This window comes from Bacillus sp. JJ1503, from assembly GCF_036965125.1.
Lineage (GTDB): Bacteria > Bacillota > Bacilli > Bacillales > Cytobacillaceae > Cytobacillus.
Map to the genome: position 1 here is coordinate 15,166 of NZ_JBALOZ010000012.1, position 14,195 is coordinate 29,360.

The 14,195-nt window shown below is 37.7% G+C and carries 16 protein-coding genes and 1 pseudogene; 9 read left to right on the forward strand and 8 right to left on the reverse strand.

Annotated features, from left to right (window positions below; genetic code table 11):
• Positions 1-63 precede the first annotated feature (63 nt).
• The 6 genes from V7149_RS01465 (at position 64) to rpsI (ending at position 4,386) form a co-directional block, all read left to right on the forward strand.
• Positions 64-906, forward strand: a complete 843-nt coding sequence (locus V7149_RS01465) for an energy-coupling factor ABC transporter ATP-binding protein (RefSeq protein WP_335343888.1) — start codon at positions 64-66, stop codon at positions 904-906.
• Positions 882-1,751: an energy-coupling factor ABC transporter ATP-binding protein gene (locus tag V7149_RS01470; RefSeq protein ID WP_335343889.1), complete on the forward strand. Its 870-nt coding sequence runs from the start codon at positions 882-884 to the stop codon at positions 1,749-1,751. The genes V7149_RS01465 and V7149_RS01470 overlap by 25 nt, the downstream gene beginning before the upstream one ends.
• Entirely contained in the window at positions 1,748-2,545 is a 798-nt protein-coding gene (locus V7149_RS01475; RefSeq protein WP_335343890.1) for an energy-coupling factor transporter transmembrane component T family protein, read from the forward strand. Before V7149_RS01470 ends, V7149_RS01475 begins: the two co-directional genes overlap by 4 nt.
• Before the next feature lie 12 nt (positions 2,546-2,557).
• Positions 2,558-3,295: a tRNA pseudouridine(38-40) synthase TruA gene (gene truA, locus V7149_RS01480; RefSeq protein WP_335343891.1), complete on the forward strand. Its 738-nt coding sequence runs from the start codon at positions 2,558-2,560 to the stop codon at positions 3,293-3,295.
• Between the two features lie 239 nt (positions 3,296-3,534).
• Positions 3,535-3,972: a 50S ribosomal protein L13 gene (gene rplM / locus V7149_RS01485; RefSeq protein WP_335343902.1), complete on the forward strand. Its 438-nt coding sequence runs from the start codon at positions 3,535-3,537 to the stop codon at positions 3,970-3,972.
• Positions 3,973-3,993: 21 nt separating this feature from the next.
• On the forward strand, positions 3,994-4,386 hold the full coding sequence (gene rpsI / locus V7149_RS01490) for a 30S ribosomal protein S9 (RefSeq protein ID WP_335343892.1): 393 nt from the start codon (positions 3,994-3,996) through the stop codon (positions 4,384-4,386).
• Between the two features lie 587 nt (positions 4,387-4,973).
• Here the strand turns inward: rpsI and V7149_RS01495 are convergent.
• Both V7149_RS01495 and V7149_RS01500 read right to left on the reverse strand, forming a co-directional pair.
• Positions 4,974-5,561: a cadmium resistance transporter gene (locus V7149_RS01495; protein ID WP_335343893.1), complete on the reverse strand. Its 588-nt coding sequence runs from the start codon at positions 5,559-5,561 to the stop codon at positions 4,974-4,976.
• A 177-nt stretch (positions 5,562-5,738) separates the two neighbouring features.
• On the reverse strand, positions 5,739-6,299 hold the full coding sequence (locus V7149_RS01500; RefSeq protein WP_335343894.1) for a manganese efflux pump MntP: 561 nt from the start codon (positions 6,297-6,299) through the stop codon (positions 5,739-5,741).
• Positions 6,300-6,609: 310 nt separating this feature from the next.
• Between V7149_RS01500 and V7149_RS01505 the strand changes: the two are divergent.
• Positions 6,610-6,747 (forward strand): annotated as a pseudogene (locus V7149_RS01505) (BMP family ABC transporter substrate-binding protein); the annotation flags it as partial.
• Between the two features lie 367 nt (positions 6,748-7,114).
• On the opposite strand, the gene V7149_RS01510 reads toward V7149_RS01505, so the two are convergent.
• The 5 genes from V7149_RS01510 to aepX all read right to left on the reverse strand — a co-directional run bounded on the left by V7149_RS01510 (position 7,115) and on the right by aepX (position 11,997).
• The gene (locus V7149_RS01510; RefSeq protein WP_335343895.1) at positions 7,115-7,645 is read right to left on the reverse strand and encodes a methylated-DNA--[protein]-cysteine S-methyltransferase; all 531 of its coding nucleotides are present in this window, start codon (positions 7,643-7,645) and stop codon (positions 7,115-7,117) included.
• Between the two features lies 1 nt (position 7,646).
• Positions 7,647-8,261 carry a bifunctional transcriptional activator/DNA repair enzyme AdaA gene (locus tag V7149_RS01515; RefSeq protein WP_335343896.1) on the reverse strand — a complete coding sequence of 205 codons (615 nt, stop codon included), beginning with the start codon at positions 8,259-8,261 and terminating at the stop codon, positions 7,647-7,649.
• A 499-nt stretch (positions 8,262-8,760) separates the two neighbouring features.
• Entirely contained in the window at positions 8,761-9,891 is a 1,131-nt protein-coding gene (locus V7149_RS01520) for a 2-aminoethylphosphonate aminotransferase (protein ID WP_438824073.1), read from the reverse strand.
• Between the two features lie 71 nt (positions 9,892-9,962).
• On the reverse strand, positions 9,963-11,090 hold the full coding sequence (aepY, locus tag V7149_RS01525) for a phosphonopyruvate decarboxylase (RefSeq protein ID WP_335343897.1): 1,128 nt from the start codon (positions 11,088-11,090) through the stop codon (positions 9,963-9,965).
• 4 nt (positions 11,091-11,094) lie between these two features.
• Complete coding sequence (gene aepX / locus V7149_RS01530; RefSeq protein WP_335343898.1) at positions 11,095-11,997, reverse strand: phosphoenolpyruvate mutase; 903 nt, start codon at positions 11,995-11,997, stop codon at positions 11,095-11,097.
• A gap of 169 nt (positions 11,998-12,166) precedes the next feature.
• Between aepX and V7149_RS01535 the strand changes: the two genes are divergently transcribed.
• Positions 12,167-12,280 (forward strand): helix-turn-helix domain-containing protein, encoded by a 114-nt coding sequence (locus V7149_RS01535; RefSeq protein ID WP_335343899.1) that lies wholly within the window; start codon positions 12,167-12,169, stop codon positions 12,278-12,280.
• A 125-nt stretch (positions 12,281-12,405) separates the two neighbouring features.
• On the opposite strand, the gene V7149_RS01540 is transcribed toward V7149_RS01535, so the two are convergent.
• Positions 12,406-13,392 (reverse strand): polysaccharide deacetylase family protein, encoded by a 987-nt coding sequence (locus V7149_RS01540; protein ID WP_335343900.1) that lies wholly within the window; start codon positions 13,390-13,392, stop codon positions 12,406-12,408.
• A 128-nt stretch (positions 13,393-13,520) separates the two neighbouring features.
• Between V7149_RS01540 and V7149_RS01545 the strand changes: the two genes are divergently transcribed.
• Complete coding sequence (locus tag V7149_RS01545) at positions 13,521-13,964, forward strand: YbaK family protein (protein ID WP_335343901.1); 444 nt, start codon at positions 13,521-13,523, stop codon at positions 13,962-13,964.
• Positions 13,965-14,195: the final 231 nt, after the last annotated feature.

Here is a 14,195-nt window from a genome sequence, read left to right on the forward strand (position 1 = left end):
TTGATTGTCTGGCAGTACAGTTTAGAATAGAGAGAGAAGAGTGAGATGAGGGGAGGAACAACTATGAGCAAGAAACCGTTAGTCCAGCTTAAAAATGTCTCATTTCAATATGATATTCAGGCTCCGTATGCTCTTCACGATGTATCTTTTGAGATCTATGAAGGGGAATGGCTTGCGATTGTAGGTCATAATGGTTCTGGTAAATCTACGCTAGCGAAGCTATTAAATGGATTGCAGTACTCACAGGAAGGTTCCATTACTGTGAATGGGATCCCATTAACTGAAGAGACGGTCTGGGATACTCGAAAAATTATAGGAATGGTCTTTCAAAACCCAGATAATCAGTTTGTTGGGACGACTGTTCAGGATGATGTGGCTTTTGGTTTAGAAAATAACGGAATTGCTAGAGATGAAATGATAGAAAGAGTTCATAGTTCCTTAGAAAAAGTGAAAATGGCGCAATTTCTTGATCAAGAGCCGCACCATCTATCAGGTGGTCAGAAACAAAGGGTGGCTATTGCAGGTGTCATTGCTCTTAGGCCTTCCATTATTATTTTAGATGAAGCAACATCCATGCTGGATCCAAGGGGCAGGGAAGAGGTTCTAGAAACGGTTAGGGAGTTAAAAGAAACCCATAATATGACCGTCATTTCCATTACCCATGACTTAGAAGAGGCTGCAAAAGCTGATCGAATTATTGTGATGAACAAAGGTAAGCTGTACAAAGAGGGGGCGCCAGGGGAAATTTTCCAAATGGATGAAGAGCTGGTGAAACTCGGTTTAGATATTCCTTTTCCAGTCAAAATGAGTAAGCTATTAAAGGAACAAGGAATCTCCTTATCAAGGCATTTTTTATCTGAAGAAGAGTTGGTGACTGAGCTATGGACATCTCACTGCAAAAAGTAGAATATCGCTATCAGGTAAATACCCCTTTTGAACATTTAGCCATAAAGGATGTCTCCATTAATATTCCGTCTGGAACGTTTCTGGCGATAATTGGGCATACAGGCTCCGGTAAATCTACTGTTCTTCAGCACCTAAATGCACTGCTAAGACCAACCGCGGGAAAAGTCTTGATTGGCGAGAAAGAAATTACTTCAGAAAAAAAGCAAAAAAATCTTAGAGAAGTTCGGCAAAAGGTTGGCATTGTCTTTCAGTTTCCGGAGCATCAATTGTTTGAAGAAACGGTGGAGAAGGATATTTGCTTTGGGCCAATGAATTTCGGCGTTTCCGAGGAGGAAGCGAAGAAAAGGGCTAGAATTGCCATCAAGCAAGTAGGGCTTGCAGACGAAATTCTCGAAAAGTCCCCGTTTGACTTATCTGGCGGGCAAATGCGGAGGGTTGCGATTGCTGGAGTACTTGCGATGGAGCCGGATGTGATCGTCCTGGACGAGCCTACTGCAGGCCTTGATCCAAGAGGGCGGAAGGAAATAATGGATATGTTCCACGCGCTTCATCAGGAAAGAAACCTATCAACCATTCTAGTCACTCATAGTATGGAGGATGCTTCCAGATATGCAGATCAAATTGTGATTATGCATAAGGGAGAAGTGTACAAAAAAGGAACACCCGAAGAGATTTTTTCAATGCCTGAAGGTTTAATTGAGCTTGGATTAGATGTGCCAGAGGTTGTCCGTTTCCAGCAAAAAATTGAAAAGGCATTCCAAATGAAATTTCCAAAAACTTGCTTATCGGTTGAAAAGCTAACAGAAGAAATCGCTGCTGTCATAAAGAGGGGTGACCAAAAATGATGGAGAAAATGATTTTTGGCCGCTACGTACCAGCTCAGTCTGTTATTCATCGAATGGATCCACGATCCAAGCTTATAGTGATTTTTCTATTTGTATGTATCGTTTTTATTGCAAACAACAGTTTAACTTATGGGGCATTATTAATTTATACTTTTTTAATGGTGTCAATGTCTAAAGTTCCTATGCGATTCATTCTTTCAGGTCTGAAACCTGTTCTTTGGCTCGTGCTTTTTACATTGCTCTTGCATTTGTTTTTGACAAAGGACGGGAAAATTCTATTTCAAGCAGGCTGGTTTACCATTTATGAAGAGGGATTAAGGATGGGGCTCTTTATTTCCATGCGTTTCTTCCTGCTGATCTTAATGACGTCCATCCTGACGTTAACAACGACACCGATTGAGATTACAGATGGTCTTGAAAGTCTGCTGCATCCTTTAAATAAAATTAAGTTTCCAGTTCACGAGCTTGCTCTCATGATGTCCATCTCTTTAAGATTTATTCCAACCTTGATGCAGGAGACAGATAAAATTATGAAGGCGCAGACAGCAAGAGGGGTAGATTTTACAAGCGGACCGATTAAAGACAGGGTAAAGTCGATTATTCCTCTTCTCATCCCACTTTTTGTCAGTTCCTTTAAACGAGCTGAGGAGCTTGCCACAGCCATGGAAGCAAGGGGATACCGCGGCGGTGAGGGAAGAACAAAATACAGGCAGCTCAGCTGGAGCTTGACAGATTCAGCAATGATTATTCTGCTTGGAATTTTGACCATTGTTTTATTCTTATTAAGAACATAATGGGGCTTGATGATGAAAAGGTTTAAGTGTCTAGTAACCTATGATGGAACTTTATTCTCTGGCTATCAGGTCCAGCCGAATAAGCGGACTGTACAAAGAGAACTGGAAAATGCCTTGAAAAAACTTCATAAAGGGGCAGACATAAAGGTTAGTGCCTCTGGGAGAACGGATGCAGGCGTCCATGCAAAGGGACAGGTTATTCATTTTGACTCTGAGTTAAATATTCCGCTGCCAAAGTGGGATATTGCGCTTAATTCTCTTTTGCCTGATGATGTTGTCGTTTTGAGCACGGAAGAAGCTGAAGGCGGATTCCATGCCCGATTTGATGCAAAGGGGAAGGAATATCGGTATGTTATGAGCCTTTCCACAAAGAGAGATCCTTTTAGCCGAAATTATGCCTTTCAGTATCCTTATCCATTGAATATTTCAGCAATGAAGGAAGCGGCAGCTTATTTAATGGGGACTCATGATTTTACGAGCTTCTGCTCTGCCAAGACGGAGGTAGAGGATAAAGTCAGGGAATTAAAGGAAATTGTTCTGATTAAGGGCCAAGGCTCTCTTGAGTTTCGATTTGTTGGCAACGGTTTTTTGTATAATATGGTCAGGATATTAGTTGGCACTCTTTTAGAGGTCGGAGCTGGAGAAAGAAGCCCGAATTCCATGGCAGACATTTTGGAAAAGAGGGATCGATCCTTCGCGGGAAGAACAGCTCCTGCTCAAGGGCTTTATTTGTGGAAGGTATTTTATTAAAGACAAATATTTTTCCGAAAACCTGTATGATCCACTCGGTCGCGTTGTGAAGCAGATTTTTGATAAAAATATTTCAAAACAACTAAACCTGGTGTAACATTTTATTGACAATAGCTGTATAAAAGTGTATCATAGCAAAGGTATTGTTATTAAAACCACGATAAGCCCCGGAACTTATTGTGTCTAAGATAAATGAAACCAATGAAATTATGAAGATGGAATTTTTAGGAGGGAAAATGATGCGTACAACGTTTATGGCGAATGCAAACAATATCGAACGTAAATGGTACGTGATTGATGCAGAAGGCAAAACTCTAGGTCGTCTTGCTAGTGAAGTTGCGTCAATCCTACGTGGTAAACATAAACCAACTTTTACACCACATGTTGATACTGGTGATCATGTAATTATTCTAAATGCAGCTAAGATTGAATTAACTGGTAATAAATTAAATGACAAAATTTACTACCGTCACACAAATCACCCAGGTGGTTTAAAACAAAGAACTGCTAACGAAATGCGTACGAACTTTCCTGAGAGAATGTTAGAGCTTGCTATTAAAGGCATGCTTCCAAAGAACACTCTTGGCCGTCAAATGTTCAAGAAATTACACGTATATGCTGGCGCTGAACATAAGCACCAAGCACAACAACCTGAAGTTTACGAACTTCGTGGATAATTTATAGGGGAGGTTATTAACTTGGCACAGGTTCAATATATTGGCACTGGTCGTCGTAAGAGCTCCGTTGCACGAGTTCGTTTAGTTCCAGGCGACGGTAAAATTATTATCAATGGTCGTGAAATTGAAGATTATATCCCATTTGCTGCTTTACGTGCAGTTGTAAACCAACCGTTAGCAGCTACTGAAACTCAAGGTAGCTATGACGTTCATGTAAATGTAAATGGTGGAGGTTACACTGGTCAAGCTGGCGCAATCCGCCACGGTATCGCTCGTGCGTTACTTCAAGCTGATCCAGAATACCGTCCAACACTAAAAGCTGCTGGACTATTAACTCGTGACGCTCGTATGAAAGAACGTAAAAAATACGGTCTTAAAGGCGCTCGTCGTGCACCTCAGTTCTCAAAACGTTAATTATCAACGTTTCAAAGGCTCTCAAGCTTATTGCTTGGGGGTCTTTTTTATGCCTGAAAAGTGCTTTTGACCACGAAAATACTTTTTGGCCGCATTTGATCACCAATTATAGCTCAATAACCTTCTGGAATTTTGATGCGGTTTGCTTTTTAAGAGTGTTAGTTACATGGGTTATATATATTCATTGTCAATTGAAGATCGGCGTGTCCTAGCCGCTCTTGTACTTCTTTAATACTCGCACAGCTTCAAATAATAAGGAGCATGAGTATGGCGTAAACGATGTATAGTTATGGGATGGAGACTGTGTTTCGTAATTAGAATATTTTGCCTTCATTAAGATAGGCTAAGCGTAATGGTGTTCTATCGCCCCTTGTAAAACAAGATTATTGGCACATTTATTATTCCATTAGCAAAACCCTCTTCCATTTGACTTATACACCACTTTTTAAGCAAAGCTAGGGTTTTATTATCCAAACTAATTAAACGCTTAGAATCCTTTGTTTTTGGTGTCTGAACAAGAGTTTACTTGTTACAATGTTTTAGAAATAAAAAACCAGTCATTTTTTCGACTGGTAATTAATTGATAATTAGAAATTACTAAAAAGGTAATGGAACGTATCGTGTTTAATCAAAATAAAAGTACCTAATCCTATTAATACGAAGGGAACAATAATGTGACCATTACGTTCTAAAGTCTGAGCTATTAACGGTTGGTGTACGAGGACATTACCTAAATAACACAAAACTGCTACAAGTGCTAAAAAGATAACCATAATAAGAATAATATTCCATAAACTATTGGTTGAGAAGAACGGAATATAAAGACCTATATTATCAACACCATTAGCAAATGTGACTGTGGTAATCTTTAATAACCAAACAAATTGACTAGAATTATCTTTCCTCATTTGGTACAAAGATACCAGTGATTGTATTCCAATATAGATAGGAATTAATCCAAGTATACCTATCCATGCTTTAGGAATGAGTAAAGCTCCAAATGCTCCAATTAAACTTATGGTAAGAAGCAGAATATAGCCCAAGTATTGTCCAGCCACAATAAATCGTTTCTGTTCTGTTGTCTTTGCTTGTGAGAACCAAGTCATCAAAAGGAAAATGTCATCAATGTTTGTTGCTACAAAAAAAACGATAGTTGAAAAAATAAGAGTTAACATACTCTACAACTTTATCCTTTCAGTAATTGTCGTTTAATTATTAAATGCTTAAAAATGAACTGCAAGCCTTTACTTCCTCTAATCAAAGAAAAGGCACTAACTAGAAGTTAGTAAAAATAAGGTGTTATGTTCTAAATTAGCTTGAGAGTGATCTAAAGGGGAAGTTTCAACTAAAGCTTAAAATAATTGCTTAAATCCGATAATCATGAAAATAAACCCAGCAATAAGTGGAGAGTAATTACCTAAGATTTTTGAGAAAACTTTATTTCCAACAGAATTTCCAAACCATATGGCAATATAACCCCAAACAGTAATACTAAATATCACGGACCAAATAACGGAATTATAGGCAACCGTTGCCCCAAGTCCGCTAGCAATGTTTGTGATTGAAAGTGTAAAACCTAGGAAAACACCCTGTCGAATATTAGGCTTTTGTATCTTTATCTCACTTTTTTTTCTATAAACAAACCAATCATTATAAATGGTGAATAATCCGATGCTGAACAATATACAAAAAGATACTAGTCCAGTTTCTTTTTGTGAAATAAATTGTGAAATAACATAGCCTAAGAATACCCCAATGATTGTAAAAAAGAATCCAATAACATTAATGATCAGGTTGAACCAATAAGGTATTTTAAAATTTTTAAGCCCATAGGCAATTCCAACACCTGCATTATCTATATTTGTACTTATTCCAATCAAATTTACAATTAAGAAAGAACTGAACCATTCCACCCTTATTCATTTTCCTCCTTTCTAATTGAATGGAAAAGGGGATTAATTAAACCTCTAAAAGAAGCACATAGCATGTCCTTATACATATGCTATGTAAGCGGGATTTAATACGTGTCCCCGTATATTTGGAATGCTAAAAAAGAAATCTTACACAAAAACATAAATTTGTGTTCGAGTCTTTTGGTGTTCTGGAATCTTTATAAAATCGGTAAATGGTTTTAATTTTCTCGACGAAGAAAAAATGCATGAGGAATATCATAATGTTAACGGGTTCTATTATGGGGGATATTTGACAAAAATGACGAGGTAGCAAAAACAAAAGGATACTAAATTTGCAATCATTGATTCTGAAGTAAAAGAGCCAAATGTTGCTAGTGTTCTTTTTAAAGAGCAAGAAGCAGCTTTCCTTTTTGGGGTTGCAGCAGCGGCGCTTACATTTGGGACGAAGCATTCATCTAATACAAAACCATCCAATAAAGATGGTTAAGGAAAATGGAGAAAAATCAAGATCTTAGAAAAAGCCAGTTTGTGATTCAAAATGTCTCTATTTCTGTTTCGGAAAAATCTGTTAAAAATATCACGAAGCGGATTTACAAATCCCCCCTGTAGAGTTGGTCTTAAAGGCGCTCTTCGTGCACCTCAGTTCTTAAAACGTTAATATTACTCTCAACCGATTGGTTGGGAGTTTTTTGTTTGTTGACTTTAATGGCCAGCGAATAGGAACAATCCCTTTTTCTTCATTCCTTTTTCGAAAAAGGGATTTGTCTATATTCCCTGGGTAAAACTCGCTTCCAATCATTGTATAGTAGTTTTATTTATTGCTGGATATAACCCTGTCTTTCCAGTTCCAAAAGCTTTGTCTTCATTTCTAATCCACCACGATAGCCCGTTAACGCTCCGTTTTTTCCTACTACACGATGACAGGGAACAGTGATTAAAACGGGATTAGCTCCGATGGCTGTCCCTACAGCACGAACTGCAGCTGGTTTATTAATATCGTTTGCTATTTCAGAGTAGGACTTTGTCTGTCCATACGGAATCTTGCAAAGTGCATTCCAGACTGCCATCTGGAATGGTGTCCCATTGTAATCAAAGGGGACTGTAAAGGTTTGCCGTTTTCCGTCAAGATACTCGATGATTTCAATCGCAAAAGGTTCGAGCTTTTCTCCAACTTCAACAAGAGGACTTCCAGGAAAGCGTTTCTTAGCCCATTCAGACAATTCCTCGAATGGTTTGTTCTGTGAACCAACAAACACAAGCCCCTTAGATGTCGAAGCGATAAAAAAATTCCAATGCTTATATTTTAGCAAAGACCAAAAAAGTGTCGGTTTTTTCTCTGATCTCAATTTAAATTTCCTCCGTTATCTTCATGGACCGATGTAATTCACGATATTGTGCAGGTGTTTGTCCGGTTTTCTTTTTAAATAGAGTAATAAAATAGGGCGTGTTAGGCATTCCTGCACATATAGAGATATCTGCAATCGCATTATTTGTTTGAATCAGGTACTCTTTAGCTGCTTTTATTCTAACCAGCTGGATATACTCAACTGGCGTGACACCTGTTATCTTTTTAAACGTTCGATGCAAATGATAGGGACTTCCGTGAGTTATATTTGCTAATGTTTCTAGAGTTAATTTTTCAATGAAATTTTTATCAATGTATTCAGTGATAAGAGCAACCCACTCACTATCAGGCAATTTCTCATTAGTAGGCTTGCAACGTTTACAAGGGCGGAAATTTGCTTGGAGAGCTTGTTCTGCGTCTTGAAAAATACGTACATTTTCCTTTTTCGGAACGCGAGATTTACATGACGGTTTACAGAAGATCCCTGTGGTCTTTACAGCATAGAAAAATTGATTATTATACGAGGTATCATTGTTAATAATTGCTTGCCACATTTCATCTGTCATCATTTCATAATCATGATTTATTTGAGATCCATTATTGACACTGTCCGTCATTTATCTCACCTCTCCTTACATTATACACCCTATTAATTCAGTACGTAGGGGGACTGAGATAAAATAGCAAGATAGTGAAAATTAAAGCATGAATCTAATGAAACGTGATATCTACTAATTAAATTTTTGCCAATCCTTATGGGTTTTCCTAATTGTCTGAAACATGGTTTTATCCTCTAATTTATAAAAATGAGAAATTGACGAGATAAAAATGGCCATATTTGGATTATTGAGGGGAATTTACATATAGCCTGCCAGACTATCGGCTGCAATTAAGGAAACACGATCAATTTCAGAAAGTAAGGAATTAATTTTTGCAGATGAAGAAGCGGGATTTTTGAATAGCTTTTTCAACATGGAGCATCGTCCCGCCACTTAGTTCACATAATCCCATAAATTACTTTCGGAAAATTCATATGTTTCAGGCGGATGGCTTTGTAAAGCTTTATTTTCAATCATAATTGAATATTTTTTCACTTGCTCTGACTAAGATATTCTATTATCCATCAATTCCATCTGTAGATTGGTACCCAATACTATGAAGATACTTCTCCAATAAAGTTAAAAAGATTTCAATATCATCGTTTGTAAGGTCACCGATGTTTGCTACTCTAAAAGAATTAAAATGGTTAAGCTTACCTGGATAGATCGTTATCCCGTTGGCATAAAAATAATCATGCATACTGTTGAAATCATACTTTTTACATGTAGGCTCAACTATCGCTGTAATAATTTTTGAATGATGGTCAGCAGGAACGAGATGTCTTAAGCCCAATCTAGAGAGGCCCGTGATGAGCGATTCCCAACACTTAGAATACCGTTCATATCTTTCTTTCACCCCTTCTTCTTTTACTTCTAAAATGGCTTGTTTTAGTGCATATATTGTCTGTACAGGTGGAGTAAAACGCATTTGGCCTGTCTCGGTGAAGTGTTTATATTGAGCATAAAGATTTAAGTAATAATTGGATGGTTTTTCCAACGCCTCTTTCTCTAAATTGCTTTTTTTAGCTACTACAAATGAGACTCCTGCCATTCCTTGGAGATTTTTATTAGAGCTAGCTGCTAAATAACTAATATTCATACGATTCATTTGAATAGGGATAGCCGCAAAAGAACTCATTGCATCTACCATTAATTCAATCCCTTTTTCCTTGCAAATGGCACCTATCGATTCAATATCGTTTAATAATCCCGTTGTTGTTTCATTATGCACGACCGCAAGATAAGAAACAGTTCGTGGAAATGCTTGAATAAATGAATGTAATGACTCTAGTTGAATGGGTTGATCAGCTGCGCTTATAAATTCAACCCAATCTAGCTGATAAGCTTCTGCTATTTCACACATTCGTTTTCCATAGGCTCCGTTATTAATGATTACTATAACTCCATCGTTCATAACTGAACTCAAGATTGATTCTACTGCTGCAGTTCCAGAACCACCAAACAGTACAGTTGAATACTGCTCCGTATCTGCTACTAGACTTGTAAGTTCTGTGGAAACGAAATTCATTATTTGACTGAATTCATCTTCGCGAGGACAAATATCAGGTACTACTTGTGCATATTTAACCGTATCCGTTGTAGTAGCAGGCCCGGGATTTAATAATATATTTCTTTTAACTTTCCGCATGATGCTCCTCCTTTTCATCACAAATGAATGGGAGCCCAATACCCGGGGAACCCATTGGTGGAAGTTTCACATTATTTAATGAACCCTTGAAGGCGTGTTTTAACTTCACTAGGGGTAATTTTAGGGCGTCCTAAGTTTTGTTTTGATCCTTTTGCGATGTTTAAATAAAAAAACGTCAGTCCTTTTGTCTTTTTCCATTCTTGTATACCCATTTCAAGTTCGTGTAAGTTATGGATATAATATGATTTTTCATAACCGCAAGCGGCAGCGATATCGACCATGTTAACATTGTGAGAAACGGTATTTTGCCCTCCTGTTGAATCATGAGTTTGATTATCTAGGAGGATGTGCAGCATATTTTCAGGTTGATAATAACCATTTGTTGCTAAACTGCCCATTCGCATGAGAAGAGAACCATCTCCATCAATGACAATTACATCTAACTCTTTTTGCGTATAGGCTAAGCCTAACCCAAGGGAACTGACACAGCCCATGGAACCAACCATATATAGATTGTTGGCGGAATCCTCTAATTCGTAAAGCTCCCTGCCTGTTTTACCGGTTGTTGCAAGTTGAATGGTTTTCTCATCTTTGAACTGATTGATTATTTTTAACGTATTAAATCGGCTTGGTCGTTCATCAGAGGAGGTTTTTTCGATCTTTATTTTATTTTTATTTATAGACCTTTCCTCTTTCTTCAACTTCTCACTTTCGAACGTTCCTTTTTTCACTACAAAGAAGAATGATTGATTTCGTTCAATCCATTTGTTAGCTTCTTCAACCTGTTTCATCGCCTCGCTAATATCAGGAGATAAGAATTTCCATTTTATTTGCATTAACTCTAATAATTGTGTCGTAATTTGTCCCATTAATTCATGCTGAGGCTCATCAGCTAAACCAGGTTCTCCCCGAAGACTAACAAACCCAAGTATAGGTATTTGAAAGGGGTAATTTAAGGAGGTTAATGGAGAAATACAATTAGTTAAGCCCGAGTTTTGCATTAAAACAACTGGTTTCCTTCCTCCTAAATAAGCTCCCGAAGCAATGGCAATAGCATCACCTTCGTTAACGGCAGCAATATATTCACACTCATTAATGGAATAATTGATAAGATTCTTTAAAAATGAACATGGGACGCCGCTGTAAAAGTCAAAACCTAACCTTTTAAGCTCATTTCCAAATTTATTTGTGTTTAACATTCCATCACTCTGTTTCCGTCTGCGACTGGTTTGTAGTTGAAGGCAAATATTTCTTCTCTGCTCTTTGAAGCTCCTCGGCATTTTGAAGTCTAAAAATTTCTTTCACACTTACGATTGAATCCTCAACATGGATGAGACTTTCATCTTCTAGTATTTGTTTTGAGATCTTTTGCATAGCAGTGATTGAAGCTCTTAAATTATGGTTAGCCCAGATTACAGTGTTTATTCCTAATCTTCTGAATTCGTCAGTTGGAGTTGTATAGTATTTTGTAGGAACAATTACAACTGGATGTCTCCCATTCCATTCTTTCATAAATGCTTCAACTTCTTTAATATCCGCCTTCTTGCTGTGCATAAGAATAGCATCGGCACCTGCCTGCCTGTAGGCTTCCGCACGTTTAAGAGCCTCTTCTAATCCCCAGCCTGCAATAAAAGCCTCAACTCTAGCTACAACCATAAAATCTTCATCTTCTTGGGCATCTTTCATTGCTTTGATTTTCCCGCAAAATTCATCAATCGACGCGAGGGGCTGGGCTTCTCCATTAATAAATGAGTTCGTTTTTGGAAAAAGCTTATCCTCGATGCAAACGCCAGCAATATCTAATTGTTCTAGTTTTCTAACTAACCTTCGAGCATTATTGAAATTTCCATATCCTGTATCACCGTCTAATAGAATGGGTATTGTAGTGGCATCACTCATAAATTCAAGTATATCTAATACTTGTGTCCAAGAAGCTTCATTATTATCTCTAACACCCATTGATGCTGAAATCGATAGTCCACTAGCCCAAATCCCTTTAAAACCTACTTCCTCTACAACCTTTGCGGAAAGAGCGTTATGGGCTTCCATTAAAAAACTAGGTTTTTGGGAATTTAGTAAATTTTTTAATTTAGTTGTTTTCCTCATGGTTTTCCCTCACTTTACTACGATACCAATCGTGTTGTCCTTTTAACATATGTATGAATAATGTAAATTGTTATCAGGCAAGGATAAATATAATAATATTGCCTACAACATCATGCATGTGATTAATGAATAGTGGAAATGGGAGTTAGTCAAGGGGATTATACTACCCATGAATCGAATAGACATTTCCTCTTGCCTTGGGACGACAGCTGATACAGTAAGCAGAAAACTCGCTGAATTTGAAGATATTGGTTGGATTAAGCAAATCGCACAGAGAGATTGAGGTTTGGGATTTAGATGGGTTACTGCTTGCTTTTGATTGTTTAAAGCCCTAGGGTCCCTCCACTTGTACCTATAACTAGAGGTTCCTAGGGCTTTACCTGCTTAATAGATATTTCGGCTTATTAACTAATCAACGCGCTTTTCGCTCATAAGCTCGCTCACGGTACCGAGTTTGTACCCTTTTGCTTTAATATTGGTTATCATGGTCTCCAATCCTTCGGCGGTAGGCTTTGTAGGATGCATGAGAACCATTGCTCCATTCTCTATCTTTGACACAACCCTTCTAACCATTTCGGAAGCAGGTGGTTTTCTCCAATCAACCGTATCGACTGTCCAGAGAATGGTTTTCATATTAAGCCGGTTAGCGACTTGAATGGTGACCTGATTAAAGCTTCCGCTTGGTGGAGCAAACCACACTGGAGTGATGCCGATGGTTTCTTTAATGACATCATTTGTCTTCTTTAACTCTTCCACAGTTTCTGCCTCAGATCGCTGCTGGAGATTTGGATGACTATAGGCGTGGTTGCCAATCTCATGACCGGCCTCCTTAATCAACTTGGCTAGATCGGGATTCTTTTTAACCCAACTTCCATCGAAAAAAAACGTTGCCTTTGTTTGATGTTTATTTAAAACATCCAGCATTCCAGGGATGTATTCATTTCCCCAGGCCACATTAATTAAAAAAGCAACCATAGGCTTCTCAGGATTACCCCTATAAATCGGTTGGGGCCCCAAACTTTCTAAATGGACATTTGGTGATATTTCCTTAAAAACGATATCGTTTTTATTAAAAACACCGCTTGCTTTCATCTTTTTATAACTAGCTTCAATGTCTACACTTAGCCCATTGTATCCGGGTATCGCTTTCCATATTCTATCTACTCTTGCATCAATTGGCTTAATATAATGCTGATCACTATACATTTCAATTTCTCTATAAAGTGAATTGTCCTCATTCATTTCCGAGGAAGTTGTGATTTCGACTCCATAATCAGACTTGGCGTTATATGGAATGATGAAGATCCCTAGCAATAAAACGAATATACTCAATAAAAAAAGCTTTCTTATCAATGCAAACCCTCCATATTTTTTTGATGGTATTAGGTTTCCCATTCACGAGAATTTAAATAGGATTAGCTAGGCCTAAGAAAATTCTGAGGCTTTTATTAAAAATTGGCAGTTGGCCTTTTTGTATGTCTCTCCTTGCATCGTTAAAGACTATTTATAAGAGGTGAGACAGCATGAATGTAATTACAACCTTTGTAGAAAAGAAAAGAGAAAAACAAATTAAATATGAAAAATCCGTTTTACGTGAAATTTCTATAAAAGCTCTAAAGGAAAAAGTGCAGCAGCATTTTGGTTCCTCACGATTTATGAACGGGCTGCTGATGAATAATGGAATAGAAGAAGCCTGCTATGATGTGGCCATTGAAGCCTACTTACTAGGAGCGCACTTTAGCCGGTTTGGATATTACGGTGAAAGCGCAGAGGATGTGAGATTCCGCTGCCGGCAAGAAGAAAAGCATTTAGTTGATACGTTATATCATTTCCTGCTGTATTGGGGACATGGAGAAGAAGGGGTATTGAGTGAATCCCTCTATTATTTATGCGAGCAATACGTTTTATACTGGTGGATGGAAGGTTTTGATAAAGGGGAAAAAAGACATAGATTAAGGCTTCATTAAAGATTGCTCCAAAGAATGAGAATTGCCAAGGATTATATAAATAGGTCTTCTAGATACTCCATATGACCACCGTTCACGAAACATTAATATTGTCGTTTCAATGACTCTCACCTAATTGGCTGAGGGTCTTTTATGTTTAAATAGCAGATTATCTCCCCGATTTTACATACTAGATTCGAAATTGGATATATAATCCTTAAATTACTGATAAATCCTATACAATAATAAATA

Excerpts from the sequence above, each read along its gene's own strand:
- V7149_RS01465 (WP_335343888.1), top strand. The coding sequence starts at position 64 with ATGAGCAAGAAACCGTTAGTCCAGCTTAAAAATGTCTCATTTCAATAT.
- V7149_RS01470 (WP_335343889.1), top strand. The coding sequence starts at position 882 with ATGGACATCTCACTGCAAAAAGTAGAATATCGCTATCAGGTAAATACC.
- V7149_RS01475 (WP_335343890.1), top strand. The coding sequence starts at position 1,748 with ATGATGGAGAAAATGATTTTTGGCCGCTACGTACCAGCTCAGTCTGTT.
- truA (WP_335343891.1), top strand. The coding sequence starts at position 2,558 with ATGAAAAGGTTTAAGTGTCTAGTAACCTATGATGGAACTTTATTCTCT.
- rplM (WP_335343902.1), top strand. The coding sequence starts at position 3,535 with ATGCGTACAACGTTTATGGCGAATGCAAACAATATCGAACGTAAATGG.
- V7149_RS01495 (WP_335343893.1), bottom strand. The coding sequence starts at position 5,561 with ATGTTAACTCTTATTTTTTCAACTATCGTTTTTTTTGTAGCAACAAAC.
- V7149_RS01515 (WP_335343896.1), bottom strand. The coding sequence starts at position 8,261 with ATGACGGACAGTGTCAATAATGGATCTCAAATAAATCATGATTATGAA.
- V7149_RS01520 (WP_438824073.1), bottom strand. The coding sequence starts at position 9,891 with ATGCGGAAAGTTAAAAGAAATATATTATTAAATCCCGGGCCTGCTACT.
- aepY (WP_335343897.1), bottom strand. The coding sequence starts at position 11,090 with ATGTTAAACACAAATAAATTTGGAAATGAGCTTAAAAGGTTAGGTTTT.
- aepX (WP_335343898.1), bottom strand. The coding sequence starts at position 11,997 with ATGAGGAAAACAACTAAATTAAAAAATTTACTAAATTCCCAAAAACCT.
- V7149_RS01535 (WP_335343899.1), top strand. The coding sequence starts at position 12,167 with ATGAATCGAATAGACATTTCCTCTTGCCTTGGGACGACAGCTGATACA.
- V7149_RS01540 (WP_335343900.1), bottom strand. The coding sequence starts at position 13,392 with ATGGGAAACCTAATACCATCAAAAAAATATGGAGGGTTTGCATTGATA.
- V7149_RS01545 (WP_335343901.1), top strand. The coding sequence starts at position 13,521 with ATGAATGTAATTACAACCTTTGTAGAAAAGAAAAGAGAAAAACAAATT.